The sequence below is a fragment of the Thaumasiovibrio subtropicus genome, assembly GCF_019703835.1.
In the GTDB taxonomy this organism is placed as follows: domain Bacteria; phylum Pseudomonadota; class Gammaproteobacteria; order Enterobacterales; family Vibrionaceae; genus Thaumasiovibrio; species Thaumasiovibrio subtropicus.
The window spans coordinates 3,389,452-3,415,581 of record NZ_AP023054.1 but is presented as its reverse complement, the minus strand read 5'-3'; the positions used below and the strand labels follow the sequence as shown (position 1 = coordinate 3,415,581).

The following is a 26,130-nucleotide window of genomic DNA, read 5'->3' as shown; positions in this document are numbered from 1 at the left end:
TATGCTCAAAAAGCTTTACTAATAGATACTTATTCTTAGATTAACATTTCGTTATCATTTATAGCTTGCCAGCATTCTAACCACCCTGCAAGGATCCTTATGTCACAGTTTGAACAAAAGCAGACAAATGCGTATTGGTGCATTGTACACGATAGAAATATCGCGCTTATTGATAATCAACTTCCTTATGCATCTGCAAAAAGCCTAGGTTTTGCAGAGGAAAATGCTGTTTCTGTTGGTGTTTTTGAGGGCGACCCCGTGTATTGGATCGAGTCAGATCGTCTGCCAGAGCATGCACACTTTCAACCGCTGCGTGGATTATTAGCAGAGGATGCCGCTTTGTTTCAGCTTGCAGGACGGGCAATGCAGTTGAGTCATATGAAATCAACGCAGAAGTTCTGTGGACTCTGTGGTGGAAGGACAAGGTTCCGGCAAGATTTGGTTGCAATGGCGTGTGATAGCTGTGGTCAGTGGCACTATCCGCGGGTATCCCCTTGTATCATTGTCGCCGTTCGGCGGGGTGGGGAAATACTTTTAGCGCAACATCCTCGTCATCGCAATGGCATGTACACTATCTTGGCAGGCTTTGTTGAGGCTGGGGAAACGCTAGAGCAATGTGTCGCTAGGGAAGTGAAAGAAGAGACAGGGATAGAAGTAAAGAACATACGTTATGTGGCTAGCCAGCCTTGGGCGTTTCCATCCAATCTCATGATGGGATTTATTGCAGACTATGCTGGTGGCGACCTTGCGCCAGACTATAGTGAGTTATCAGATGCGCGTTGGTGTCAGGAAGATGATCTTCCACCACTGGCGCCTGTCGGTACCATCGCGCGTCGTTTGATCGAAGATACATTGGCGGCGATCCGCCAAGATCGCATTTGATAAATAGCAGGTAAAAAAAACCCTCCAACAGGAGGGGCAAGATGCAGTTATGGGTCCTTTCAAAGGACTGATTCTGATTATTATTGCTAGCGCACTGCTCTTTTTACATGAGCTGTGCCATGGTCGCAAACAACCGACACAAAATGATGCTTTATTTATGATCTGCTTAACATTTGGTGGCGATCGCGGCTCATTAAGGGTGTTACAATGTGCGCCAAAGTCAGCCATGGAGAGACCGATGACAGAACTAAAAAACGACCGTTATTTACGTGCTTTGCTCAAGCAACCTGTTGACCACACGCCAGTATGGATGATGCGTCAGGCTGGTCGTTATCTGCCAGAATATAAAGCAACCCGTGCTCAAGCTGGTGACTTTATGTCGCTGTGTAAAAATGCAGAGCTAGCGTGTGAAGTCACATTACAGCCCCTGCGTCGTTTTCCCCTTGATGCGGCCATTCTGTTTTCTGATATTTTAACCATTCCTGATGCGATGGGGCTTGGCCTCTACTTTGAAACAGGCGAGGGGCCGAAATTTGAACGTCCAATCACCTGTAAAGCGGATGTCGATAAAATTGGTAATCCCGATCCAGAGGGTGAACTGCAGTATGTCATGAATGCTGTGCGCACGATTCGTAAAGGTTTGAATGGTGATGTGCCACTGATTGGTTTCTCAGGTAGCCCTTGGACACTCGCCACGTACATGGTGGAGGGGGGAAGTTCAAAAGCCTTTACCAAGATTAAGAAGATGATGTACGCCGAGCCACAAACGCTCCACCTACTACTCGATAAACTTGCGGATAGTGTTATTGATTACCTGAATGCGCAGATCAAAGCCGGTGCGCAATCTGTCATGGTATTTGATACTTGGGGTGGTGTGCTAACGCCGCGTGACTACAATGAGTTTTCATTGCGTTACATGCATAAAATCGTTGATGGTTTGGTACGTGAGAATGAAGGGCGTCGTGTACCTGTGACCTTGTTTACCAAAAATGGTGGAATGTGGTTAGAGCAAATTGCAGCGACTGGGTGTGACGGTGTTGGTCTTGATTGGACGATTAATATTGCCGATGCCAAAGCACGTATTGGAGATAAAGTTGCCCTGCAAGGTAACATGGACCCATCAATGCTTTACGCGCAACCCGATCGTATTCGTCAGGAGGTTGCCACTATCTTGGCTGGTTTTGGTGAAGGTAGCGGCCATGTCTTTAATCTCGGGCATGGGATTCATTTGGATGTGCCGCCCGAGAATGCAGGGGTCTTTGTCGAAGCCGTCCATGAGCTCTCAAAGCCCTATCATCAATGATTTAAAAAAAGCCGCAAATGCGGCTTTTTTTGTCTCTGATAAGGTTCACGAGGAAAAAAGCAATTAAAGCTGTACGTCTTGCTATTTGATTTTAAAATCAGTTGGTTACGAATTTATCTCTGGGTGTGCGGTAACTTTTGGTATTGAATTGCTGCGTGAACATAAAATCGCATATTTTTCCATTGTTTGCTGTACAAGGCTGAAGCATGAAATTGCTGTACATTGCATTAAGTCTTTTTAAAACAGTATCTTAAATTGTTGCTCTTCTGTGTGCCTACTGATCTTGACCTTTTAGCTGCCCGGGCGGCAAAAAGCTGTACCGACTTAATTTTTCTTTTGTGCTTGCTTTTAAGTTGTTGAATAAGTTGGATTTTGTTTGTCGTGCAGCTTTTTAGGCTTTTTTTCCTGTGAACACTTTCTTGCTTTCGAGCGCTGCCTGTACGGCTAAGCGCAGGGGTGGGATTACATCCTGTTCAAACCACGGATTTTTCGTTAACCACAGCCTATTTCTGGGGGAGGGATGCGGAAGCGCAAAAGTCTCTGGTGCGTAACGTTGCCACTGCTTAACCGTGTCAGTCAACGTCTTAGGTTTGTCCTCTAGGTAGTAGTGTTGGGCGTATTGTCCGATGAGCAAGGTTAAGCGATGCTGCTTTAGCAAGGGCAAGAGCTGCGGGTGCCAATGTGGCGCGCACACTTTTCGTGGTGGTAGATCGCCACTTTTACCTTTCCCGGGATAACACAGTCCCATAGGTACAATGGCAAACTTACTTTCGTCGTAAAAGGTTTCTTTATCGACGTTAAGCCAGTCTCGTAGGCGTTCGCCGCTGGGATCATTCCATGGTATGCCTGTCTCATGGACACGTTTTCCGGGGGCTTGGCCAATAATGAGAATCGGCGCGTCTTGACTGCCGACGACGACCGGACGTGGGGAGATATCTTCGGCACAAAGACGACAAAGGCGTGCCTGCTGGCACGCCTGTTGGAAGAGATCGCACGGTGAAACGCGGGGATTAATAGCCTTTGTCAAAATCGACCACACAATCAAGGGGCTCTCTCGCATGCCACTGCAAGTAGTTGTGCGAGAAGATATTGAAGACTTGGTCAGGAAAACTCTCGGCTGCAATATGTGGCGTCAGCGTGACCGCAGGATGCTGCCATAGAGGGTGATCCGTCGGCAGTGGCTCTTGTTTAAAGACGTCCAGCCATGCATGGCGCACGGTGCCGGCCTCTAGAGCATCAAGCAACCCTGATTCAGATAAAACATCGCCGCGCCCCACACTAAAGAGTAATGCGCCCTTACAATCCAGTAGGTTGGTTTGATTGAGCAAATTATGTGTGTCAGACGTCGCCGGCAAGGTCGATACGATGACATCTGATTGCGGTAGCACTTCGTGAAGTTGTTCGAAATTGAAGATCTTATCGAAATCACGACTACGAACAATACCAGAGCGGTTCAGGCCCAACACCTTCATACCCATCACTTTTGCAACACGTGCTAAGTGGCCACCAATAGACCCTGTGCCTAGAATGAGAATGCGTTTGCCTTGCAGCGAGCTATAGTGATGGGGTTGCCAAACATTGTCTCTTTGTTGATCCGCGTAGCGCGTAAAGTCGCGGTAGTGTTGAATGAGATAACCCATCACATACTCAGCAATCAAAGGGCCGAAAATGCCACGCACATTGGTTAAGGTGTAGTCTTGACGTAACGTCGTTGTGGTAAGGGCATCAATGCCAGCAAAGGTGGATTGCAGCCATTGCAGTCGTGGCAAATTATCGAGTTGTCCAGCCACCAGAGGTGGATCTGCTAAGACAATATTGGCTTGCTGGTGGTCATCGGTGATGCTCAGGTGTGGCAGTTGCGCATCGCTTAACAGTTGCAAATACTTTTCTTTTTGTCGGGAGAGTATCAGTAATTTGTTCACGGCTTTTCCTTTTGCACGGTGCGCGAATCGAGTACACTTGCGCTCAAACGATAACCGCAGAATATCCTATGTTACAGAACCCAGTACAGCTTCGTCTTGAAAAATTAGAACCTTGGCAACACATCACCTTTATGACGGCGTTATGTGAGCGTATGTATCCCAACTATGTTTTGTTCTGTGAGCAAACTGAATTCGCTGATCCAATGCAAATGCACCTGATATTAGACAGCCTTTGGGAATCACTGACAGTCAAAAATGCTAAAGTGAATTTTGAGCGTCAGTTGGAGCGTTTGGAAGAGCTTGTGCCTGCCGAAGATGAACACGATATCTATCTCGTTTACCCTGCGCTTGATGCGTGTGTCGCGCTGTCTCACTTGTTACATGGTTTGTTAGATCGCGATATTTTGATGGAATCGTTGGTCAAAATTTCTACCTTATCAGCGCAAACAGTGGCTGATTTAGAAGAAGCGCAGACGGGAAGTGCAGTCACTAACGACAATCAAAAAGAGAATGAAGCGGTTTGTGGCGAATGGGATGTACAGTGGGAACTCTTCCGTGTTCTACGCAGCGCAGAGAAGCGTGATATTGAAATGATTAAAGGGCTTCGCGCCGATTTACGTGAAGAGCCTATCAGTAATATAGGCGTGGCGCTTTAATGGCTTAACCCATGACTAGCGTAGACAATGCCGCACTTTGAGAGTGCGGCATTGTTGTTTTTAGGCGTTGTTGTTTTTGAGCATGACTATTTTCACTGTCCCTAAAGCGTCGTTTAACTGATTTGTTGCATCGCCTGCAGTTGCTTAATCGTGTTATCCAGATCGATAGGGATACCAAAACGTTGTTTGAGATTTAAGAGAAAGAAAACGTCCTCACACATCGCTTTTTCGGGTTCGTCACTGATTTTCGCGACGGGGGAATCATTACAAGCGACCATTTTGATGACCATAGATAACGGACGATACACTGCGCCTTCACTGCTTTCCCAGCCGCCCATATCATTGGCCAGAAAAGTGCCGATACCAAAACTAATATCGATTCTATCTTTGAAGTACTCACAAATGTCGAGTGCTTGGTTGAAATCGAGACCATCGGTAAAGACCAGCGTTTTACTCAAAGGATCGATACCCAGTTCTTGATAGTGAGCAATCATGCGGTCCCCCCAGCGGAATGGACAGCCTGAATCGTGACGTACCCCCGAGAAAGCCTTTGCTAAGCGAATATCAAAGTCATTTAAGAACGCATCAAGGCCAATGGTGTCACTCAGTGCCACGCCAAGCTTACCCGCAAACACTTCATTCCAACGATTCAATGCCACACGTTGTGAGTCACGTACATTAACCATTGCTTGGTGCGCCATAAACCATTCGTGTGCAACGGTGCCTATGGGCGTTAAATTCATTTCGCGAGCGAGATGGTAGTTACTGGTACCAACAAGTAAATTTGGAATTTCGTGTTGGAGATAATCCAAGACATCACGCTGCACACTGGCACTGAAGCGACGACGGGTACCCATTTCTGCAAACTTGAAGTTAGTGATGCCGCGCTCTGCGATTGCATGCTTAATCATCTTTACTTTTTCGACCAGCACTTTTCGAAATTGCTCGACGGGTATTTGCCCCCAACGGCGGCGATTTCGCACTTCGGAGACAATGCTCATTATCAAGGTTTCATAGAGGATAGTGTCTTTCCAGCTTCCTTGAATGGTGATGGTGAGTTGCGGCTGCTTGCTGTGTTGCTGACCGATACCCAGCTCGATTTGCCGTTGTGGGAAAAATCGAAAGTAACGCAGAGACTCTAGAAACGACTTACTCAAGTAAGGTGATTTTGCCTCGAGATACTGAATTTGATCATCCGTGAAGTGGTAGCGATCTAGCAGCATGATCTCTTGACGGATCTCAGGGAGTAACTCAGTAAGATCTTCGTCTGAACGGACGATCAACTCATAGCGCACTTGTGTATCTGGGTAGAGGCAGTGTGCGGCATTCATCATATTGATTTTATAGACATCCAAATCAAGGATGCTTTGGATGATGGTATCTTGAAAGAGTTGTGTGTTCATGGCTGTTGTCCTCACCATTTAGGTATGTAACATCATGTGTGTTACTGGTTAACTTAAGCGCGTAGCTGAAGTAAGTCAAGTTTTGTTACTAACCCTTTCGGCATTTCACCATAGGTTGCGACTTCGAATGCGATCCATTTCACTCTTTTAAAGCAATTGCGGCAAATTGTTTGCGATTCCGGTGCGGATGGGATTAACTAACTATGTTAATAACGAAAAGATACATACTGGATGAATGATGATTGTCACTATCGATTTGATCTGCTTTAAGCTCAATGAAGATGGGTTAGATGTGTTGTTGATAAAACGCCATAACCCAGCGCGCCCGGATGTCGGTAAATGGGCCATTCCCGGCGGTTTTGTTTATGAACAAGACCTGACCAATGAAGGCGGAGAGCCAGCGGATGAAGATTTTGATAGTGCACGTCGGCGCATCTGTCGTCAGAAAGTGCATACCTATCCGAATTTCATCAGTGAGCCCATGGTAGATGGCAATCCAAAGCGAGATGAAGCGGGCTGGAGTGTCTCAATTGCGCATTATGCTTTGCTGAACACACGTAATGTCGAGCAGATTTCGAACGCAGGCATGAACGATAGCCAAATGCGTTGGGTTTCCCTTAAGGATGTGTTGGAGGGAAGCTATCAGCTCGCGTTTGATCATCAAACGATGATAGCCCAAGCTTGGAAAAAGCTGCGCGCGGCTGTTGAATACACCTCTGTTGCCTTGTTCCTTCTTGATGAAGAGTTCTTAGTGGCAGACATCATTGCAGCCTATCGAGTGTTGGGGGTAGACGTGAATCGGATGACTGTGAAGCGGCGCTTGATTGATTCTGGTGTCATTGTGAGTGCCAATAAAATTGCATCAACCAATCGCGGTAAAGGGGGCAAACCTGCTCAAGTGTATCGCTTGGCTGAAAGCTGCGTGACTTACTTTCAAACTTGCTTGCGCAGCTAAAAGAGAGGAGAGAGTCAATGGCAACGAATAAGGTCGATATTGTAAGGGAACGCACTGCCACATTAGATGTGGATCCTCAGAAAGGTTTCAGTGAACTGTGTCCAAAGGAACTACCTGTGACGGGCGCGTTGGAGATAGTGCCGCAGTTACTGGCTAACCATACTTTTGCTGCAATCAAGTTAGTCTCTCGCGATATGCACCCCACAGGTGCGGCATGGGAAGCGTCGACACCTGCAGAGATGCTGTCGCCGGTTGACCTGCCTGAAGTCGATGTGAAGTGGAATCCACATTGTGTCATGGGCACCGAAGGGGTTGAACTACTGCCTGGATTGCCGCCTGTGCGAGAGTACGACTTTCAAATCAATAAAGGTCTCGATCCTGACGCACACCCTTACGGGGCATTTTATCACGATCAAGCGGATACCCTGAGCACGGGAGGACTGGAGTTTCTGCAAGTGAAAGGAATTGATACTGTGCTGGTGGGAGGATTAGCGCTCGATTTTTGCGTCAAGAAATCGGTTGAGCAACTGCTGGCCGCGGGGCTGCGTGTTGTGTTGAACCTTGCGGCAACACGCGCTGTCTTTCCTGAGCAGTTCGAGCAAGTGGCCAATGACCTACAAGCTCAAGGGGTCGAGCTCATCGATGATACGAGAGCATTGTCCTTAGTCGACCACGTATAAACAGCAATAAAAAACCGGGTGTCATCACCCGGTTTCGTTTATGCCTCCGATTGCGGTGGCTTATCATTTTGTGGCTTTTCTTTTGAGGTTGGCTCGTCATCGCTGTTTTCGACGATCTTATGTGTCACCTTCCACTTCTCCCAACGCTGATATGCCAGCTGCTGCATGTCTGAGGTGGTATCGGCTTCATCGACAATCTCTTCGCCCATCAAGTTTTCGATAATGTCTTCAATGGTCACAAGACCTTGAACGGTACCGTATTCATCGACGACAAGTGCCAGCTGCGAGCGTTGTTGCATTAGCAACTCAAAGGCATAAGGGACACTGACGTGGTTATGCACCACAGGTAGCGCCCGCATCACATCGCCCAAGCGATAGTTTTGCTTGCCTTGATGGTAGGCCGAGTACATCTCTAAGCGATGCACAAAGCCCACGATATTGTCCTTTTGCTCTGCGTAGATAAGCGGACGCGAGAACGGCGTTTTTGCGTGCTCATCAATGAAGTCATTGATCGTCATCTCAGCATCAACACGGAACAGGACAGGGCGTGGTGTCATTATCTGCGTCACCTTCATCTCGCGGAAAGTCAGCAGGTTATGCAAGATTTTCGACTCATCGTCGGCAAGCTCACCACTTTCATGGGCGAGCAGCGCCATAGCAGAAATCTCATCTCGCAGCTTAGGCGCTTCATGGCCACGCGCTAAACGTCGAGTCAGTTGTTCAGAAGCCCATACAAAGGGTGTCAGTAGCCATACCATCCAACGTAAGAGGTTTGCAGAGACAGGCGCTAATTGACGCCAGTAAGTGGCCCCGAGCGTTTTCGGGATGATTTCTGAAAAGAGTAAGATCGCCAGCGTGAGCACGGCGGAAAAGACGCCGAGCCATTTGCTGCCGAATACCACCGATGCTTGTGCACCTGCGCTAGCGGCGCCAATGGTGTGAGCAATGGTGTTGAGAGTAAGAATAGAAGCAAGCGGGCGATCGATATCTTCTTTCAGTTTGGCTAATCGATCAGCCATAGGGTGCTGCTCCTTACGGAGTGTCGCGATGTAGCTGGGCGAGATGCTCAATAGTACTGCTTCCAGTATTGAGCAAAGGAATGACACGCCGATCGCAATCAGCACGTAAATTGCCAGCAAAAGCATAGTGGTATACGTCCTTACAATATCATTTAGGGTTATTCGGCCCCCAGTATCCATTACTTGGGGTGAGTTGATGGGGGGAAATTATCATATTTTGTGAACTTGCGCTCAGTTTATGGTTAAAGACCCGCCATATGAGCTGGAAACCCCCGACAAACCTTTGCCAGTGGGGCTTCTTTTGAATTAGAGTTGTTACGTCTTATGAAATAATTGAAGGGATAACCTAATGAACAAGACCCAACTGATCGACCTGATTGCTGAAAAAGCTGACCTTTCTAAAGCGCAAGCTAAAGCGGCTCTTGAAGCAACTTTAGAAGGCGTAACTGATGCACTTAAGGACGGTGACCAGGTTCAACTGATTGGTTTCGGTACTTTCAAAGTAAATCACCGTGCTGCTCGTACCGGCCGTAACCCACAAACTGGTAAAGAAATCCAGATTGCGGCTGCTAACGTTCCTGCATTCGTTGCCGGTAAAGCGCTAAAAGACGCAGTAAAATAATCTGATGATCGCTGTGTAGCTTCATAGTTACACAGCGATTTTTTATGTTTAGAGTATTTGTTTGTAGTCTCATCCTTTTCACTCTTCTGGGATGCGCCCGTTCCGGTGGCAGTGCTTCCTCCTCTCGCATCGCACCTCTTCAGCAACACAGTGGGGCTATCGTCGTTGACGATGTCAGCTATCTTCTCTGGTTAGAACAACGGACTTTGCGTCCCGTATCCATGCAAGTTCAAGTGCTTGATGATGATGGTCAGCGTTTTGAAGGCGCTTATATTTGGCGTGATGGCTTACTGCGCGAGTTAAAACAGCGTGGACGTCGAGAGTTTAACGACGAAATGCGCCCGTTCAGCTTACATGTTCGATACGATACAGAAGGTGCGCCTGTGTTCCAACGGTTTCGCATTGGTGGGCAAATTTTACCGATGAAAGAGCTTGAACTGCTGCGCCTCTATCAAGAGGTGGAAGATGGCGTCGCGGTTGTGAAACGTCAAGCCGTTGATGGCTTTCGGCTTTATCAAGGCGTCTGGAAGCAAGGTGTGTTGGTCAGTTGCTCTGGAAATCCGTTTGAGGTTGAGTTTCAACCGGGAGAGCAGATGATCCCCAAAGAGGGAGAAGGCATCGCGCTATTGGCCAAACAGCGCCGTCTGTCGGGGACCAATGTATTGAGGAATACCCAAGTCATTGCGTTGCTGAGCGATGATGTGAACTGCTTTAAGCCGACGATAACGTTAGAGTAGTGGCATGTTTATTGTCATCTGAGGATAAAAAAACGCGCCATCAGGCGCGTTTTTGTTAGCGAAATAGAGCGAATACTTATTTCGACTCTTCACGTGCGATAGCACGGTAGCCAATGTCATCACGGTGGAACATGCCGTTCCAGCTAACTTGTTTCGCAAGTGCGTAGGCGCGGGCTTGCGCCGCTTTAACGCTATCGCCCATTGCTGTCGCACACAATACACGACCGCCATTGGTCACGATGTTGCCCTCTTTCTCTGCGGTACCCGCATGGAAGACTTTCTCACCTTCAACTTCAGTTTCAGGTAGGCCAGAAATCACATCCCCTTTCGGGTAAGACGCTGGGTAGCCTTGTGCAGCAAGAACGATACCCATAGAAGCACGTGGATCCCACTTCGATTCCGCTTTATCTAGCTCACCGGCAATGGCCGCTTCACACAGCTCGACAAGGTCAGATTGCATGCGCAGCATGATAGGTTGTGTTTCAGGATCACCGAAGCGACAGTTGTACTCGATCACCTTAGGTGTGCCATCAGCCATGATCATTAGACCCGCGTATAGGAAACCGGTGTAAGGGTTACCTTCAGCAGCCATACCACGTACAGTGGGGTAAATCACTTCTTCCATCACACGGTCGTGGATCGCTTGAGTCACCACAGGTGCCGGTGAGTAAGCACCCATACCGCCCGTGTTGGGGCCCGTATCGCCATTACCAACGCGCTTGTGATCTTGGCTAGTAGCCATAGGCAGGACGTTCTCGCCGTCAACCATGACAATGAAGCTCGCTTCTTCGCCATCAAGGAACTCCTCGATAACCACGCGGTGACCAGCTTCGCCAAAGGCATTGCCAGCAAGCATGTCACGAACGGCGGCTTCTGCTTCTTCCAGCGTCATCGCGACGATAACGCCTTTACCTGCCGCTAAGCCATCGGCTTTAACGACGATCGGTGCACCCTTCTCGCGCAGATACGCTAAGGCAGGCTCAATCTCGGTGAAGTTTTGGTATTCAGCGGTAGGGATAGCATGGCGAGCAAGAAAATCTTTCGTGAAGGCTTTTGAGCCCTCTAACTGTGCCGCGGCTTCAGTTGGGCCGAAGATTGCCAAACCTGCTGCACGGAATGCATCAACAACACCAATGACAAGAGGCGCTTCTGGGCCAACAATGGTGAGCTCGATGTTGTTTTCTTTGGCAAAAGCAACCAGCGCGTCGATATCTTCAACACCGATAGCCACGTTTTCAAGCTTTGGCTCAAGGGCGCAACCAGGGTTACCTGGCGCAACGAAGACAGTCTCAACTTTAGCAGATTGCGCTGCTTTCCATGCTAGGGCGTGCTCGCGACCGCCACCACCAATTACTAATACTTTCATTGTTTTCCCTCAATCGTTATAAGGAGAAAAGCCCCCGCGTGGCGGAGGCTCAATTATGCGTTGTTGTCTGTTAGTGACGGAAGTGACGCATGCCAGTAAAGATCATCGCCATACCGTGTTCGTCGGCGGCTTCGATAACTTCGTTATCGCGCATTGAACCACCTGGTTGAATGACACACTTGATGCCAGCTTCTGCTGCGGCATCGATGCCATCACGGAATGGGAAGAAGGCGTCAGAGGCCATTACGCTTCCTGCCACTTCTAAGTTTTCATCAGCCGCTTTAATGCCGGCGATCTTCGCTGAGTATACACGGCTCATTTGGCCAGCACCTACACCGATGGTCATATTGCCTTTAGAGTAGACAATCGCGTTAGATTTAACGTATTTAGCGACTTTCCAGCAGAAGAGTGCATCACGCAGCTCATCTTCCGTTGGTTGACGCTTAGAAACGACTTTCAGGTCGTCTGCGCTCACCATACCTTGGTCGCGGTCTTGAACCAATAGGCCGCCATTAACGCGTTTAACGTCAACACCTGTCGTTTTGCTTGCCCACTCGCCACACTCTAGAAGACGAACGTTCTTCTTCGCTGCAACGACGTCGATCGCCTCAGCGGAAACGGCAGGGGCAATGATGACTTCAACAAACTGACGGTCAACAATCGCTTGTGCTGTTTTGGCATCAAGTGTCTTGTTGAAGGCGATGATGCCACCAAAAGCTGATGTTGGGTCTGTTTTGTAAGCACGATCATACGCTTCTAGGATGTCAGTACCCAGCGCGACACCACATGGGTTGGCATGCTTAACGATCACACAAGCGGGCTCATCAAACTCTTTCACACACTCAAGCGCAGCATCGGTATCAGCGATGTTGTTGTAAGAAAGGGCTTTACCTTGGATTTGACGTGCCGTCGCAACAGAGGCTTCTTCCGGATTTTTCTCGACGTAGAAAGCTGCATTCTGGTGGCTATTCTCACCGTAACGCATATCTTGCTTCTTCTCGAATTGGAAGTTGATCGTGCGCGGGAATTTAGACTCAGTATCGCCTTCTTTATTTTCGCCATAGCTTGGTACCATAGTACCGAAGTAGTTAGCGATCATGCCGTCGTATGACGCGGTGTGCTCGAAAGCCGAGATAGCAAGATCAAATCGGGTTTCGTGTGTTAGCGAGTTTTCGTTACTATCCATTTCCGCAATAACACGGTCATAATCGTGTGCGTTTACAATGATAGAGACGTCTTTGTGGTTTTTCGCTGCACTACGCACCATGGTTGGCCCGCCGATATCGATGTTTTCCACAGCGTCTTCTAATAGGCAGTCTGGGTTCGCAACGGTTTGCGCGAATGGGTATAGGTTTACTACCACCATATCGATCGGATCGATACCGTGTTCAGCCATGACTTCATCATCTTGACCACGGCGACCTAGTACGCCACCGTGCACTTTCGGGTGCAGAGTTTTTACTCGGCCAGCCATCATTTCAGGGAAGCCGGTGTAATCAGACACCTCAGTCACATCAAGGCCTTTTTCTGTCAGTAGGCGAGCAGTACCGCCTGTAGACAGAATCGCCACGCCACGTTGGGCGAGGGCTTGAGCAAACTCAACAATACCAGTTTTGTCCGAAACGCTAATTAGCGCACGGCGGATAGGACGCGCGTTTTCCATTGCAATTATCTCTCGAAGATAAGGGGATAGGATATTCACCAAAGCCATCGCTGAGGTTTTGGTCAACACCCGGTGATAATGGCGCGTATTCTACAGCAAAATCTCGACGCAATCGATTGCTATCTCAATTTTTGCGCAATTTTGAAGAGTGAAGGGAAGGAAAAGCAGATGTACTTGATAGGACAATTAGCCAAATCATGCGGTATCAGCAGCGACGCGTTACGCTTTTATGAAAAACAGCAACTGTTAGTTCCCGCGGGACGCAGTGCCAGTGGCTATCGTTTATATGATGATCAAGCCGTTGCCACCATCGCATTTATTCTGCGTGGTAAACGCGTTGGCCTAAACTTAGAAGAGATAAAAGAGTTATTGGCAATCCGTCTCGAAGCAACGGCACACAGCTGCGCAGAAGTAAAGCAAATCACACAGCATAAGCTCGATGATATTGAGAGCAAAATAGCAGAGTTAAATGCGATTCGGGATGCGCTTAAAACAATGAACGATGCATGTTGTGGCAAGGTAGATGATGATGCGAGTCACTGTTCTATTTTAGCCGCGTTGGCGGCACAGAAGTAAGTTCACAACTCCTACTTCTATTATTCGCGCATCCTAGAAAGATGTGCTAGCGTGCCTTTTTGATTAGCGAAAGGAAGAAGTATGATCAATGCGAATGAATACTTTGATGGTGCAGTGGCATCGTTAGGGTTCGATCATCAGGGAGAGAAAACCAGTGTTGGCGTGATGCAACCTGGCGAGTTTCATTTTGGTACTGCGGCACCAGAGCGTATGACCGTGATTAAAGGTGCCTTGACCGTTAAGTTGCCAGGCCATGTTGATTGGCAGACTTTCACCAGTGGCGAGAGCTTCGAAGTGCCGGGTGACTCTGGCTTCGATGTTAAAATTGAACATACGTCGGCGTATTTGTGTGAATACTTGTAAAGACACTCTTTTTTTAGACTAACACCCAGTGTATCGCTGGGTGTTTTTCTATCTGGGCATCCAAAACTATGCTGATTCACGTTCAACCAGTTGCGATGGCATGATGATCGTTTCTGCCTGCATGCTGGATTGTTTCATTCTCGCCAGTAACTGCTCCCCAGCCCTGATACCAATTTGGCGTTCATCATTTTTGACCACACTTAAACTCGGGTAGGTGAGTTCAGCTTCAGGGCTATCATCGAAGCTGATAACGGCCACTTGTTGCCCAATGTAGTTATCTTTACCCACATTTCGACCGACTTGCTTAATACCATACAGCGCGCCTGTGGCAACCGCCGGACGATGGCAAACCACTGCGGTGATTTTCGGGTGCTGGTGGAGTAAGTCGGCACAGGCATCCTTTGCTGTTTTGGGGTGATTATCGCACTCAATGATCCACTCATTTTTGAACGGCAAGCCATATTGCATCAGTGTGGCACAGTAGCCACCGATGCGTTCTGCGCGAGTCAGCGAGTCACTAGTACCACCCAGGTAAGCAATATGACGGTGCCCTTTATCGACTAAGTATCGTGTTGCCAAGCGGGCTGCTTGGTTATTGTCTGGGCCGATGTAGTCAAGGGTTTGTTCTGGCAGTGCTCTACCTATGGTTGCTGCGGGCACATTGGCATCACGCAGTGTGCGAATCACCGACTCACTTTGGCCGCGTATTGGGGTGAAAATGATCCCCGCCACATCATGCTGCAGCATGGATTGGACGCACTGCTCTAGTTTTCCGCCGTCTTGACCACATTGAGCAAGGAACAGCATATAGCCCTGCTTTTCGATGGCTTCTGCAATGCCAGCGGTGACTTCACTGTAGTAGGGATCGCTGATATCGCGCAGGATCAAGCCGATCAAATTGGATTGATTTGATCTTAGGTTGGCGGCGGCCGTGTTGCGGCGGTATCCCAGTTCTTCCACCGCCTGATTCACTTTAGCGATGGTGGCATCAGAGATCCTGCCCTTGTTGCCCAGTACCATGGAGACGGTCGTTACAGAGACGCCAGCATGGGCGGCGACATCGGTTATCTTTACGCGTTTGGAGCTCATTCTTGCTGCTTTAATTGGTGTAAGTTATCAAACTGTTGAGTTTGTTGTTATTTTTTATAGGCAGAACCAGAGTAAAACGTTAAACCGCTTTAGTCACAAGATTACTCGGATCACAGTTTAGAGTTTGCCGGATTATAGGCTTATTTTTCGTGATGAAGTCGACATTTTTGCTTGATAAAACGTTTTATCCTTTTTAGCAGTTTCATGGGAAAAGGCGTCAGGGACACAATTCTGGCGTTTTTTTTCACCAAAATGATAAAACGATTTACCAAAACTTTTACCCAACTCTTTTCTTGTAAGGGTGTGCTATGAGTACAACGAAAAAAACCACACTTTGGGAGTTTTTCCAGAGCCTCGGAAAAACCTTTATGTTGCCAGTCGCGTTGCTCGCGTTCTCTGGTATTTTACTTGGCGTTGGTAGTTCGCTATCAAGCGGTGCTGTCAAGGAGTCCCTTCCATTTCTAGACTTACTGCCACTACAGCTGTTGTTCCAATGGATGACTAAAATTGGTTTGGTCGCCTTTATTTATCTGCCTGTGATGTTTGCGATTGCGATACCTCTAGGCCTTGCACGTGAAGAGAAAGGGGTTGCGGCATTTGCTGGTTTCGTTGGTTATGCAGCGTTAAACCTGTCGATTAACTTTTACCTGAGTGTGGCGGGTGTTTTAGGTAATGCGGATCTCGAGCAAGCGTATGGTGTGAAGAGCATCATCGGGATTGACTCGATTGATACGGGGATCCTTGGTGCTGTCATCGTCGGTATTATCGTCGCTAAACTGCACGCGAAGTACTACACCTTTAAAATGCCTGATGCGCTGGCGTTCTTTGGCGGTGCGCGTTTTGTGCCGATTATTACAGCGGCTGCGCTAGGCGTTGTGGGTTTGGTCGTACCGTTAGTCTGGCCGTACTTTGCAGCAGGTATCAATGGTATTGGTTACGCGATTTCTGAGGCGGGTCCATTTGGTCCATTCTTGTTTGGTGCCGGTGAGCGCTTCTTATTGCCATTCGGTTTGCACCATATTTTGGTTGCACTGATTCGCTTTACTGAAGCGGGCGGAACGCTAGAAGTGTGTGGCGAAGTGACAAGCGGTGCGTTGAACATCTTCTATGCTGAGCTTGCCTGTACAACGGACACGGGTTTCAGCTCTTCGGCGACGTCTTTCTTGTCTCAAGGTAAGATGCCTGCATTTTTGGGTGGCTTGCCGGGTGCAGCGCTTGCTATGTACCACTGTGCGCGCCCTGAGAATCGAGGCAAAGTGAAGGCATTGCTACTTTCAGGTGTTGTCGCCTGTATGGTGGGCGGCATTACCGAGCCACTTGAGTTTCTGTTCCTCTTTGTTGCACCTGCACTTTACTTTGTTCACGCCATCCTAACTGGCCTTGGCTTCATGGTGATGGGTTTATTGGATGTGACGATTGGTAATACTGACGGCAACGTTATCGATTTCCTCATCTTTGGTATTTTGCAAGGTACAGCAACCAAATGGTACTTGGTGCCAGTGGTGGCAGGTATTTGGTTTGCAATGTACTACTTCATCTTCCGCTTCGCGATTATTCGCTTCAATCTGAAAACGCCAGGCCGTGAAGTGGAAACCGCGGAAGATGCGGGTGAAGCAGTTAAAGCGGCAACAACGGCAAGTGGCTACAACAGCGATGTGATTCTTGTTGCGCTGGGTGGGGCTGCAAACATCGTCGCGCTCGATAACTGCATCACACGTTTGCGCATGTCGGTTGAAGATATGTCAAAAGTGGATGATGCCAAACTGAAAGCCAATGGTGCTTTGGGTGTCGTGAAGTTGGATGAACATAACCTTCAGGTGGTGATTGGTCCACAGGTCCACTTAGTGAAAAATGAAATTCAAAATCTCATGCCTGCAACCGCTTAGCGTAGGGATTGAGACGCGAGGGAGCTGCGGCTCCCTCTTTGCGTTTCTTATTTTAGTCAGCCGCGAGATGGTTGCCTAAGCTAAGAGTCGCTTCAGACTGACTCAACTTGATGAGGTACAACAATGTTTGATTTTGATACGCCAATCGACCGCTTAGGCACATATTGCACCCAGTGGGATTATGTAGAAGACCGCTTCGGTAAAAAAGATTTGTTGCCCTTTACGATTTCAGACATGGATTTTGAAACCGCCCCTTGTATTCAGGCGGCGCTGCAAGCGCGCTTAGCGCATGGCGTGCTGGGCTACAGCCGCTGGAATCATGCTGACTTTAAGCAAGCGATCACTGGATGGTTTTTACGACGCTATGGTGCCGATCTCGATGCGGATCACCTCGTATACGGCCCCTCAGTGATCTACATTATTTCTCAACTGATTGAAGAATGGAGTGCGCGAGGGGAAGGTGTTTTGGTGCATACGCCTGCCTATGATGCCTTTGAGAAAATGATCACTGCCAATGGCCGCCACATGTTGGTGAGCCCATTAATCAAAACCGCACAGAGCTATGAAATCAACTGGCCGCAGTTTGAAGCCCAAGCGGCGCGCGAAGATTGCAAGGTTCTGCTCTTGTGTAGCCCTCAGAATCCGACTGGGCGAGTTTGGACCACGGCTGAGTTATTGAGAATGGCCGAGATTTGCCAGCGATACGGTGTAAAAGTGATCTCCGATGATATTCATATGGACATGGCGTTTGAACCGTATGTGCCGTGGTCTGAAGTGGCAGCCGACAACCAGTGGGCGCTTGTGAGCTCGGGGTCTAAATCCTTTAATATTCCTGCTTTGACTGGCGCTTATGCGTTTATTGCAGACCCGAGTGCGCGAGCACAGTACTTGACGCAATTAAAAGCCGCACATGGCCTTTCTTCGCCGAGTATTCTCGGCGTGATTGCACACATCAGCGCTTATACCGAGGGTGATGCATGGCTCGATAGTTTAAAAAGCTATCTGCAGGCTAACTTGCAGTATGTTGAAAAAACGCTAAATCAGGCCTTTCCAGAACTGAACTATCGAGCCCCACAAGGGACCTATTTGGCATGGATAGATTTGTCGCCTCTCCATATCGATATGGACGCGTTACAGCGCTGTTTGATCGATGACTACGAAGTGGCAATCATGCGTGGTGATACTTATGGCGATGAAGGTGAGGGATATGTTCGCCTCAATGTTGGTTGTCCACGGGTCAAGGTAGCGCGTGGTATGGAGGCGCTGATTGGGGCTCTGCAAAAACAGCGGTCACCACAATAAGCGATCTTGACTGGGGAGAGGTGTCACGGCGTGATATTTCTCGAAAATTCACAGGCTTCGCGGTCATCATGTCCCACTAAAGATTCGATTTGCTGCTGCGCTGACTACAATTAAGTGTTTGAGAACGAGATAGGTGAGAGATGGTCAGCTTTTTTTATGTGGCGTTGGTGGGGTGGTTGATCTGTTTTTTGGCGATTCAGGTGATAAAGGCACGGCGAAAAGCACAGGTGAAATATGCTGATGGGGGCGATGCTAGATTACAGCAAGCGCGCTCTGCACATGCTAACTGTATTGAGTATTCGCCAATCGCTCTGATGCTGTTATTCGGTTTGGAGTACAACGGTGGGCCCCTTTGGTTGGTACATGTGTTTGGACTGCTGTTTGTGATTGGGCGCTGCTACCATGCCAGTGGCATTCTCTCTGATCGTTTGCAAGGGCGTGTGATTGGCATGCATGCAACCCTCTGGCCCATCATTGCAATGGGGATATTGAACATGTGGTTACTGCCATGGACGCAGATGCTATAACCGAGGGTGTCATTGGCAGATGACGCGGTGTAGTAGTGGGGAACGGCTACACCGCGCAAGAGGGATTATCCAACCAGTTTTAAGTCACCTTTTTGAGAAGCAAAACGCCCTTCAAGAAACGCACTAAATGCTTCACCTAAACTGTCACTGCGCAAACCGTACTCGACAAATGCTTTCATGTAGCCAAGCTTGTCACCACAGTCGTGTGAGCGGCCTGTCATATGGAAAGCTTCTACCGTTTCATCTTCCATGAGCATCGCAATCGCATCAGTTAACTGAATCTCATCACCCGCGCCTGGAGGCGTGATGGCGAGCTTTTCCCAAATGGCGTCAGACAATATGTAGCGTCCCACTACCGCAAGGTTAGACGGCGCAGCTTCTTGGGCTGGCTTTTCAACCATGTCGACCATAGGGACCGCTTCACCTGGTGTCACCGAGATGCCTTGACAATCAACAACACCGTATTTCGATACTTCTTCCACCGGTACGGGCTCTACCATGATCTGGCTATGGCTGCTCTGGTCGTAGCGCTTCACCATTGCGGCGAGATTTTCACTGCTTTGATCAGCGGTATATTCATCCAAGATGACATCGGGGAGCACCACAGCAAAAGGTGCATTACCCACTAAAGGTTTGGCACACAGTACCGCGTGCCCTAAGCCCTTCGCTTGGCCTTGACGCACGTGCATGATAGTCACATCCGGTGGGCAAATCGATTTCACTTCATCGAGCAGTTGGCGTTTGACGCGTTTTTCTAAGGTAGCCTCTAGTTCAAATGAGGTATCAAAGTGGTTTTCAATGGCGTTTTTTGATGAATGCGTTACCAGAACAATTTCTTTGATTCCCGCCGCGACACACTCATTGACAATGTATTGAATCAGAGGTTTGTCAACGATGGGTAGCATCTCTTTGGGGATGGCTTTGGTCGCTGGTAGCATACGAGTGCCGAGGCCCGCGACAGGGATAACGGCTTTGCGAATCGCACTTTGGGGTGCAGGTTGTTTTTGATGTGGCATCTGAATTCCTTTCCTAGCTCTGGATGGCAAACGCATGTTTGCTTTTCTATTTTTAGTATGACTATTGCATTGCCGCGGCGTGGTTTTGGCACCAACTGCGGGATCTTAACCGCCAAAGGCAGATAGCCACTTTTATTCCTTCCTCTATCAGCATTAAGCTAAAGAGATAATAATGTGGGAGTGCTGTTAGACTGAGGAGCACGCTACACGGCAGTAAAAATGCCCACTGTGCAAATACATCAGTATACAGACAGAATTTTGCATCCCCACCGGCCCTGAGAATGCCAACTATCAACATCATGGCGGCACTTTTTAGTATCACGGATACAGCAACGATATCGAACAATTGTGACGTTAACGTATAGGCCACACTGTGCTGGTGGAAGAAGTGTCCAACGATACTCCCTTTAACCACTAATAATATAGCAAAAATGCTTATCCCTAAACCGCAACTTAAGCGCATCAATCTTGGGACAAGGTGATCAATTTCTTGTTGGGCACCGGCACCGACATGATTCCCGACCATAACGGATGCCGCACTCGCAATCCCGATTAAGAGTGCCATGGCGAGTGATTCTACTGGTGCCAGTACCCCTAATGCAATCAGCAAGTTATCATCTCTGCTGCCGAGTATAGCGTGGAAGGCAAACATGCCTAGCGCCCAAATCACGCTATTGAGTGCCGCAGTAAAGGCGAGTGACATGACAATCTGAATATCAACGCGTCTAATCTGTTTTAATGTTGTCAACGACAGGCCACAGAGTGGGTGGCGTTTGAACATGATATAGCCAATCAGTAGCCCTGTTTCCGCCAATGCACTGAAGAGTGTGCCGAGTGCTGCACCCTTGATGCCCATCGCGGGAATGTCACCAAAACCGAAAATGAACAGGTAATTAAGCACAACGTTTAAGCCGACGCCGACCATGCTGACAACCGTGGCTGGCATGGGTTGCTGCATGACTCGCATACCTGTTGCGAGGCTAGATGTGATGGCAAACAGAAACAAGCTCGGTGCAATCCAGATCAAATAGTCGCTGCCTCGCGCGATGATCTCACTGTTAGCGGTACCTAACGACATCAGTGCTGAACTACCCAGTATCAACGGCAAGAAGAACAGCAGTGAAGCAATCAGGCTGAGCAAGAGCGTTATCATGACTGAGCGCAAAAATTTGCTGTGACTTCTCTCGCCGAGACATTGTGCTGCGATTTGTCCCCCGCCAATGCTAATGCCAATCACGAAGAAGGTGATGACCAATTGAATTTTCGCAGCGAAACCTATTGCGGCCATGTCCTGTTCACCTAAACTGCCCAACATGGCGGTATCGACCATGCTTTTGCTAGAAAATATCGCAGTTTGTAATGCAATAGGCAGGGCAATTTTAAGCAGCGTTGGCAGCCACTGTGTTGTTGGTACAGACATTTTTCTCTTCCAGAACTTTCACAACGCGGGCCGGGTTACCAATGACAATGGCATTATCAGGTACATCCTCATACACCACACTATTGGCGCTGACGACCGCATTCTTTCCAATGGTCACCCCTTTCAAAATGGTCGCGCCGAGGCCAATCCATGCGCCCTGCTTGATAGTCACGGGTGAAGCATAGGTTCGTGCTGCCTCATTGGGTTCACCACGGCCGCGCACAGGATGTCCACTGCAATCCATGATGGTCACTTGAGGACCAAATGCGACCTCATCTTCAATCGTGACCGCTTGATAACAGACGATTGCGGTGCCTTGGAGCAAGACATTGTTGCCGATGGTGATACGGCCCGCAGGGCGGTCATTCGATTTACAGACAGTGAGTCGGACTGGGCGGTTTTCAAACCCCGCATTGTTCTCAGAGTAAAGCACGCTGTTTTCGCCAATGGTGATGTGTTGGAAAAAGTCTTCTGCATTGATGCACTGGCGTTGAACATCTAGTGCGTAGTTCTCGGTGTCACGTACTAATGTGAATCCTAGGTGCGGCTTACCTACCATTGAGCTTGCTGCACCCATAGGGAGGAAGTCCTGATATTCACGCTTGAATGTCGGTGTTGCTGCGTCTTCATCCAACAGCGAGATGTTTTCGTAGATACAAGGCATGATTTAGACTCCTACCGTACGTTGCGGCTGCTCACGGTACAACTGAATGATTTTGTTCAATGGGACGCCATCTTCGCGATGGTCAATGTTGTAGTAGCTGGTTTGCCATAGGTTGTATTTTTGATGAATGCGCTGTGCTGCATCATTGGAGTGATCATCATGATTATTGACTTCTTTCGGATGCGGCCAGTGGAATGAGCAGATCTCTTTTTTCATCACAAACTGATTGTTAGCCATGAAGAGGCGCACTCCCAAGTCGACATCCTCACCACCCCAAGTGTTAAAGTCTTCATCAAACATACCGACTTTCAGCAATTCACTGCGCTCAGCAGAGACATGGCATGTCCAGAAGAGGTCGAACGGTGCAGGCCAGTGGCTGATGTTCTCACCCATATCATCGTATTGGTGTTGACGAATATCGAAGGCTTTCTGCTGCTGAAGCTCGAACAAAATGGAGTCTACGTCATGGGCATCGATCACCGTGTTCATTTTCTTCACGCCTTCTTCGTCTAGGTCGAAGCCGTAAACGTAGCCGATAATGGCAATAGGGTGCGCTGCTGATTCGTGTTGGCGTAAGTGCTCTTCGAGTGTGGTCGTCGCCAGTAAAACGCCGGTATCGACGTAAACGATATACTTGCCTTGGGCAATAGCGGTGCCAATGTTGCGGGCTTTACCTGCGCGGAAGCCATTGTCCTCTTGCCAGAAATACTTCACGTTTATGCGATGAGAGAAACTTTCGACTACCGACTCACTGTGATCTTGTCCGCCATCGTCAACGACAATGATCTCAAACGCCGACTTATCGAGTGTTTGTGCTTCAAGAGATGTCAAAGTGTGTGAAAGTAATTCTGCACGATTGTAAGTTGGAATAACCACGCTGATTTTTGTCATTTTATTTATACCTTCCGAGCTGACTTGTTTGAAATGCATGTTAGTCATCAAAAAAATACAATCAAGATCACATTCGTTAATATTTTATTGCTCAAAAAAACCAAAAAACGACCCAACATCTTTCTAATCAACAGGTTACATATGTCAGGCGCATTTTCAGTGAGATCGTTTTTTTAGGGGAGCATCACAATTTAAAGTAAGCGACTGATTTGTAGTTAATTTTGTTGTGAATGAAAACCGTATTTTCCATCACTTGTACTAGATTTCCTTGTTCGATGAAGGGTGATGTTTACCACTCAACGGGTAAACATGATGAATTGGGGGTAGTTACCTCAGGATTAATTCCTCAAAAGGATATGTATATATTAAGTTAAGCTGTTGTTTTTATTTGTTAAATTGAGGGTGAAACAAAGGTGAATAGCAAAAATAGAGCATGAAATGGTCTGTATGGCAGGATCACTATTCCATTATTTGGCTTTTTAGCTGTTTGATTTCTCATAAGTGAGACTATACATATGTGAAGAAGGTCTATTTCGTGATAGATGAATACGTGAAGTTTTTTAGCGGCCACATACGAAAAAACGCGCAGCCATGCCTTCATGACTCGATTAGGCCACCTATGTTCACTGTTGCCTGTAACAGGCTGTTTTTGTGTGTAATGAGGGAGTAGGGTATAAGCTATGTGCTTAGGATGAGAGGGAAAGTGGCTCGGTCAGAGCAGGTAAACAGACTGATCAGCAGTGGGGGAATCACAAAAAAAAGCTGACATCATTTCTGATATCAGCCTTAAATTTGAATACGTTAAGAAACTGGGATTAGTTCATGCCGTATTTTTTAAGTTTCTTACGAAGCGTACCACGGTTGATACCCATCATGTTTGCAGCGCGAGTTTGGTTACCGCGAGTGTACTGCATGATGGTATCCAATAGTGGTTGCTCTACCTCTGCAAGGACAAGCTCATACAGGTCATTAACGTCCTGGCCATTCAATTGTGCTAGGTAGTTCTTCAACGACGCTTTCACTGAATCACGCAAAGGTTTCTGCGCAATTTGGTCTTGTGAAGTTACTGTGGTCACTGTCAATGGTTCAGACGTCAGGTTTTGTTCGAACATATTCTGTAAGCTCTTCTCAATTCTATGCAACGTTGTCGAAGTAGCCTTGCAGCGCAATTAGCTGCTCGTTGGCGTGCTCAATTGCGTTGAAGGTGCGACGAAAGGCTCTGTCGGTATCATGTGCTTGTAGGTACCAGGACACGTGTTTACGTGCGATTCGAGTACCTGAGTATTCACCATAAAACTGGTGAAGCTCAGCAACATGCGCCAACATAATTTCCCTTACCTCTTCAATTGAAGGGGCAGAAAGCGTTTCGCCAGTTGTTAAGTAATGTTGGATTTCCCGGAAAATCCATGGTCGCCCTTGTGCAGGGCGGCCTATCATCAAAGCGTCCGCACCAGTGTAATCCAGTACGAAGCGGGCTTTTTCTGGTGAATCAATATCACCATTGGCAATCACCGGGATCGATACAGCCTGCTTTACCGCTTTAATAAAATCGTATTCCGCTTCCCCTTTGTACATACAAGCTCGGGTTCGACCGTGAAGGGCGAGAGCTTGAATACCACAATGTTCCGCGATGTGTGCGATTTCGACACAGTTTCGGTTTTCAGTATCCCAACCAGTGCGTGTTTTCAATGTCACTGGTACATCTACTGCATTCACTACCGCGGTCAGAATTTCTTCTACCAAGGCCGGGTGCTGCAGCAGCGCGGAGCCTGCGAGTCTTTTGTTGACCTTCTTCGCTGGACAACCCATGTTGATATCGACCACTTGCGCGCCGTTTTCCACGGCAAAGCGCGCCGCATTTGCCATCTGCACGGGATCAGCACCTGCAATTTGAACCGAGCGGATACCCGATTCGCCTTCATGTACCATCCGTTGCATCGACTTCTGCGTTCCCCAACAATCTGGGTTCGCGGTCATCATTTCACTTACCGCCATCCCTGCACCGTAGCGCAGACACAGTTCGCGAAATGGTCTATCCGTTACACCCGCCATTGGGGCAACAATTAATGGGTTATCGAGTTGATATGAACCAATCTGCAAAAGACGTCACCTTACTATGTCAGCAAGGGCGCGCATTTTACGCATTTTTTTCCCGCCTGAAAAGACCAATTTTTGAGCATTTTGTACTTGACGGCTAAAAAGTGATAAAAATTAGCCAGTTGTATTCAAAAAAACTTCATCAAAGGCAATTTAGTCAGGGTTATCAGACTGTTACTTGTGTCCTGAAATTCGGCACCAGTCCTCTTTTACTGCGACGGGGTCGAGGTTCAGTTCGTCTGCGTAATAGGTCGCGACATCCTCTGCTTGTGTTGCCAGCACACCCGAAATGGCGAGTTTTCCGGCTGGTTTAATGAGGCCTTTAATCGGCGCCGAAAGCTCACGCAAAGGGCCTGCGAGAATATTAGCGACAACGATGTCAGCTTGCAGATCTTCTGGCTGGTCTTTAGGGAGATATAGGGCGAGTTTATCGGCGACGCCGTTGCGTTCAGCGTTATCTTTAGAGGCGATGATAGCTTGGGGATCGATATCGATGCCAATGACTTTGGCAGCACCAAGTTTGATGGCTGCAATGGCAAGAATCCCTGAACCACAACCAAAGTCGACAACGGTTTTACCTTCTAAATCTTGGCCGTCTAACCATTCGAGACATAGCGCGGTTGTCGGGTGTGTGCCAGTGCCAAAAGCCAGGCCTGGATCGAGCATCACGTTGACTGCATTTTCGTCAGGTACATCGCGCCAGCTTGGACAAATCCAGAGGCGCTGACCAAAACGCATTGGGTGGAAGTTATCCATCCATTCGCGCTCCCAGTCTTTGTCCTCGAGCTGTTCCACTTTGTAAGCGAAATCGCTTGCTAACAACGGGCTGGCTTTAAGTTGAGCCACCACCCACTCCATGTCGCTTTCCGCGTCGTAGAGGCCGACGATGTCTGTGTCGCCCCATAATCGGGTCTCACCAGGCAACGGTTCGAAAACCGGTGTGTCCTGTGCGTCGAGGAAGGTGACGGAAAGTGCACCAGACTCTTCCATAAGCATATCGCCAATGGCTTCGGCATTGTCTGCAGTAGCGTTCAGTTTGAGTTGGATCCAAGGCATGGTTAGCTTCTCTTGTTGAGGGCCCAAAAATGAAT

The 26,130-nt window shown here is 48.2% G+C and carries 26 protein-coding genes; 12 read left to right on the top strand and 14 right to left on the bottom strand.

The window, feature by feature from the left end:
• Positions 1-99: 99 nt before the first annotated feature.
• Entirely contained in the window at positions 100-882 is a 783-nt protein-coding gene (gene nudC / locus TSUB_RS15265) for an NAD(+) diphosphatase (protein WP_087026706.1), read from the top strand.
• A 238-nt stretch (positions 883-1,120) separates the two neighbouring features.
• Positions 1,121-2,185 carry a uroporphyrinogen decarboxylase gene (gene hemE / locus TSUB_RS15260; RefSeq protein WP_087026848.1) on the top strand — a complete coding sequence of 355 codons (1,065 nt, stop codon included), beginning with the start codon at positions 1,121-1,123 and terminating at the stop codon, positions 2,183-2,185.
• Between the two features lie 391 nt (positions 2,186-2,576).
• Here the strand turns inward: hemE and TSUB_RS15255 are convergent, their stop codons facing one another.
• Both TSUB_RS15255 and TSUB_RS15250 read right to left on the bottom strand, forming a co-directional pair.
• Positions 2,577-3,212 (bottom strand): uracil-DNA glycosylase family protein, encoded by a 636-nt coding sequence (locus TSUB_RS15255; protein ID WP_246616379.1) that lies wholly within the window; start codon positions 3,210-3,212, stop codon positions 2,577-2,579.
• A complete protein-coding gene (locus tag TSUB_RS15250) occupies positions 3,196-4,107 on the bottom strand; it encodes a D-2-hydroxyacid dehydrogenase (RefSeq protein ID WP_087026713.1) in 912 nt (303 codons plus the stop codon). The genes TSUB_RS15255 and TSUB_RS15250 overlap by 17 nt, the downstream gene beginning before the upstream one ends.
• Positions 4,108-4,175: 68 nt before the next feature.
• Between TSUB_RS15250 and TSUB_RS15245 the strand changes: the two genes are divergently transcribed.
• Positions 4,176-4,763: a YjaG family protein gene (locus TSUB_RS15245; RefSeq protein ID WP_087026716.1), complete on the top strand. Its 588-nt coding sequence runs from the start codon at positions 4,176-4,178 to the stop codon at positions 4,761-4,763.
• A gap of 113 nt (positions 4,764-4,876) precedes the next feature.
• On the opposite strand, the gene pncB is transcribed toward TSUB_RS15245, so the two are convergent.
• Positions 4,877-6,166 carry a nicotinate phosphoribosyltransferase gene (gene pncB / locus TSUB_RS15240; RefSeq protein WP_087026719.1) on the bottom strand — a complete coding sequence of 430 codons (1,290 nt, stop codon included), beginning with the start codon at positions 6,164-6,166 and terminating at the stop codon, positions 4,877-4,879.
• 238 nt (positions 6,167-6,404) lie between these two features.
• Here pncB and TSUB_RS15235 point away from each other — a divergent pair, with 238 nt between their 5' ends.
• Both TSUB_RS15235 and TSUB_RS15230 read left to right on the top strand, forming a co-directional pair.
• Complete coding sequence (locus TSUB_RS15235; protein WP_087026722.1) at positions 6,405-7,121, top strand: NUDIX domain-containing protein; 717 nt, start codon at positions 6,405-6,407, stop codon at positions 7,119-7,121.
• A 17-nt stretch (positions 7,122-7,138) separates the two neighbouring features.
• A complete protein-coding gene (locus tag TSUB_RS15230; protein ID WP_087026724.1) occupies positions 7,139-7,801 on the top strand; it encodes an isochorismatase family protein in 663 nt (220 codons plus the stop codon).
• Positions 7,802-7,839: 38 nt separating this feature from the next.
• On the opposite strand, the gene TSUB_RS15225 is transcribed toward TSUB_RS15230, so the two are convergent.
• Positions 7,840-8,946, bottom strand: a complete 1,107-nt coding sequence (locus TSUB_RS15225; protein WP_087026727.1) for a CNNM domain-containing protein — start codon at positions 8,944-8,946, stop codon at positions 7,840-7,842.
• A 223-nt stretch (positions 8,947-9,169) separates the two neighbouring features.
• Between TSUB_RS15225 and hupA the strand changes: the two genes are divergently transcribed.
• Together hupA and TSUB_RS15215 are read left to right on the top strand one after the other, a co-directional pair.
• Positions 9,170-9,442 (top strand): nucleoid-associated protein HU-alpha, encoded by a 273-nt coding sequence (hupA, locus tag TSUB_RS15220; protein ID WP_087026730.1) that lies wholly within the window; start codon positions 9,170-9,172, stop codon positions 9,440-9,442.
• Between the two features lie 44 nt (positions 9,443-9,486).
• The gene (locus TSUB_RS15215) at positions 9,487-10,179 is read left to right on the top strand and encodes a DUF1481 domain-containing protein (RefSeq protein WP_087026733.1); all 693 of its coding nucleotides are present in this window, start codon (positions 9,487-9,489) and stop codon (positions 10,177-10,179) included.
• A 76-nt stretch (positions 10,180-10,255) separates the two neighbouring features.
• Here TSUB_RS15215 and purD read toward each other — a convergent pair whose 3' ends face one another.
• Entirely contained in the window at positions 10,256-11,545 is a 1,290-nt protein-coding gene (gene purD, locus TSUB_RS15210) for a phosphoribosylamine--glycine ligase (protein ID WP_087026736.1), read from the bottom strand.
• A gap of 70 nt (positions 11,546-11,615) precedes the next feature.
• Entirely contained in the window at positions 11,616-13,208 is a 1,593-nt protein-coding gene (gene purH, locus TSUB_RS15205; RefSeq protein WP_087026740.1) for a bifunctional phosphoribosylaminoimidazolecarboxamide formyltransferase/IMP cyclohydrolase, read from the bottom strand.
• A gap of 168 nt (positions 13,209-13,376) precedes the next feature.
• Between purH and zntR the strand changes: the two genes are divergently transcribed.
• Together zntR and ppnP are read left to right on the top strand one after the other, a co-directional pair.
• The gene (zntR, locus tag TSUB_RS15200; RefSeq protein WP_087026743.1) at positions 13,377-13,784 is read left to right on the top strand and encodes a Zn(2+)-responsive transcriptional regulator; all 408 of its coding nucleotides are present in this window, start codon (positions 13,377-13,379) and stop codon (positions 13,782-13,784) included.
• Positions 13,785-13,865: 81 nt separating this feature from the next.
• Positions 13,866-14,147, top strand: a complete 282-nt coding sequence (ppnP, locus tag TSUB_RS15195) for a pyrimidine/purine nucleoside phosphorylase (RefSeq protein ID WP_087026746.1) — start codon at positions 13,866-13,868, stop codon at positions 14,145-14,147.
• 66 nt (positions 14,148-14,213) lie between these two features.
• Here the strand turns inward: ppnP and malI are convergent, their stop codons facing one another.
• Positions 14,214-15,236: a Mal regulon transcriptional regulator MalI gene (gene malI / locus TSUB_RS15190; RefSeq protein ID WP_087026749.1), complete on the bottom strand. Its 1,023-nt coding sequence runs from the start codon at positions 15,234-15,236 to the stop codon at positions 14,214-14,216.
• Positions 15,237-15,544: 308 nt separating this feature from the next.
• On the opposite strand from malI, the gene malX reads away from it, so the two are divergent.
• The 3 genes from malX (at position 15,545) to TSUB_RS15175 (ending at position 18,951) form a co-directional block, all read left to right on the top strand.
• Complete coding sequence (gene malX, locus TSUB_RS15185; protein ID WP_087026752.1) at positions 15,545-17,122, top strand: maltose/glucose-specific PTS transporter subunit IIBC; 1,578 nt, start codon at positions 15,545-15,547, stop codon at positions 17,120-17,122.
• Between the two features lie 123 nt (positions 17,123-17,245).
• Positions 17,246-18,424, top strand: coding sequence for a MalY/PatB family protein (locus TSUB_RS15180; RefSeq protein WP_087026755.1), 1,179 nt, complete (start codon positions 17,246-17,248; stop codon positions 18,422-18,424).
• A gap of 140 nt (positions 18,425-18,564) precedes the next feature.
• Positions 18,565-18,951, top strand: coding sequence for an MAPEG family protein (locus TSUB_RS15175; protein WP_087026758.1), 387 nt, complete (start codon positions 18,565-18,567; stop codon positions 18,949-18,951).
• 65 nt (positions 18,952-19,016) lie between these two features.
• Here TSUB_RS15175 and galU read toward each other — a convergent pair whose 3' ends face one another.
• From galU to prmA, 7 genes are all read right to left on the bottom strand, one after another.
• Positions 19,017-19,967 (bottom strand): UTP--glucose-1-phosphate uridylyltransferase GalU, encoded by a 951-nt coding sequence (galU, locus tag TSUB_RS15170; RefSeq protein ID WP_087026760.1) that lies wholly within the window; start codon positions 19,965-19,967, stop codon positions 19,017-19,019.
• 61 nt (positions 19,968-20,028) lie between these two features.
• A complete protein-coding gene (locus TSUB_RS15165; protein WP_087026763.1) occupies positions 20,029-21,387 on the bottom strand; it encodes an MATE family efflux transporter in 1,359 nt (452 codons plus the stop codon).
• Positions 21,347-22,051 carry an acyltransferase gene (locus tag TSUB_RS15160; RefSeq protein ID WP_087026766.1) on the bottom strand — a complete coding sequence of 235 codons (705 nt, stop codon included), beginning with the start codon at positions 22,049-22,051 and terminating at the stop codon, positions 21,347-21,349. The genes TSUB_RS15165 and TSUB_RS15160 overlap by 41 nt, the downstream gene beginning before the upstream one ends.
• 3 nt (positions 22,052-22,054) lie before the next feature.
• Positions 22,055-22,942, bottom strand: coding sequence for a glycosyltransferase (locus tag TSUB_RS15155; RefSeq protein ID WP_087026770.1), 888 nt, complete (start codon positions 22,940-22,942; stop codon positions 22,055-22,057).
• 815 nt (positions 22,943-23,757) lie between these two features.
• Complete coding sequence (gene fis / locus TSUB_RS15150) at positions 23,758-24,054, bottom strand: DNA-binding transcriptional regulator Fis (RefSeq protein ID WP_086938104.1); 297 nt, start codon at positions 24,052-24,054, stop codon at positions 23,758-23,760.
• 22 nt (positions 24,055-24,076) lie between these two features.
• A complete protein-coding gene (gene dusB, locus TSUB_RS15145) occupies positions 24,077-25,042 on the bottom strand; it encodes a tRNA dihydrouridine synthase DusB (protein ID WP_087026773.1) in 966 nt (321 codons plus the stop codon).
• A gap of 171 nt (positions 25,043-25,213) precedes the next feature.
• Positions 25,214-26,095: a 50S ribosomal protein L11 methyltransferase gene (gene prmA / locus TSUB_RS15140; RefSeq protein ID WP_087026776.1), complete on the bottom strand. Its 882-nt coding sequence runs from the start codon at positions 26,093-26,095 to the stop codon at positions 25,214-25,216.
• Between the last annotated feature and the right edge of the window lie 35 nt (positions 26,096-26,130).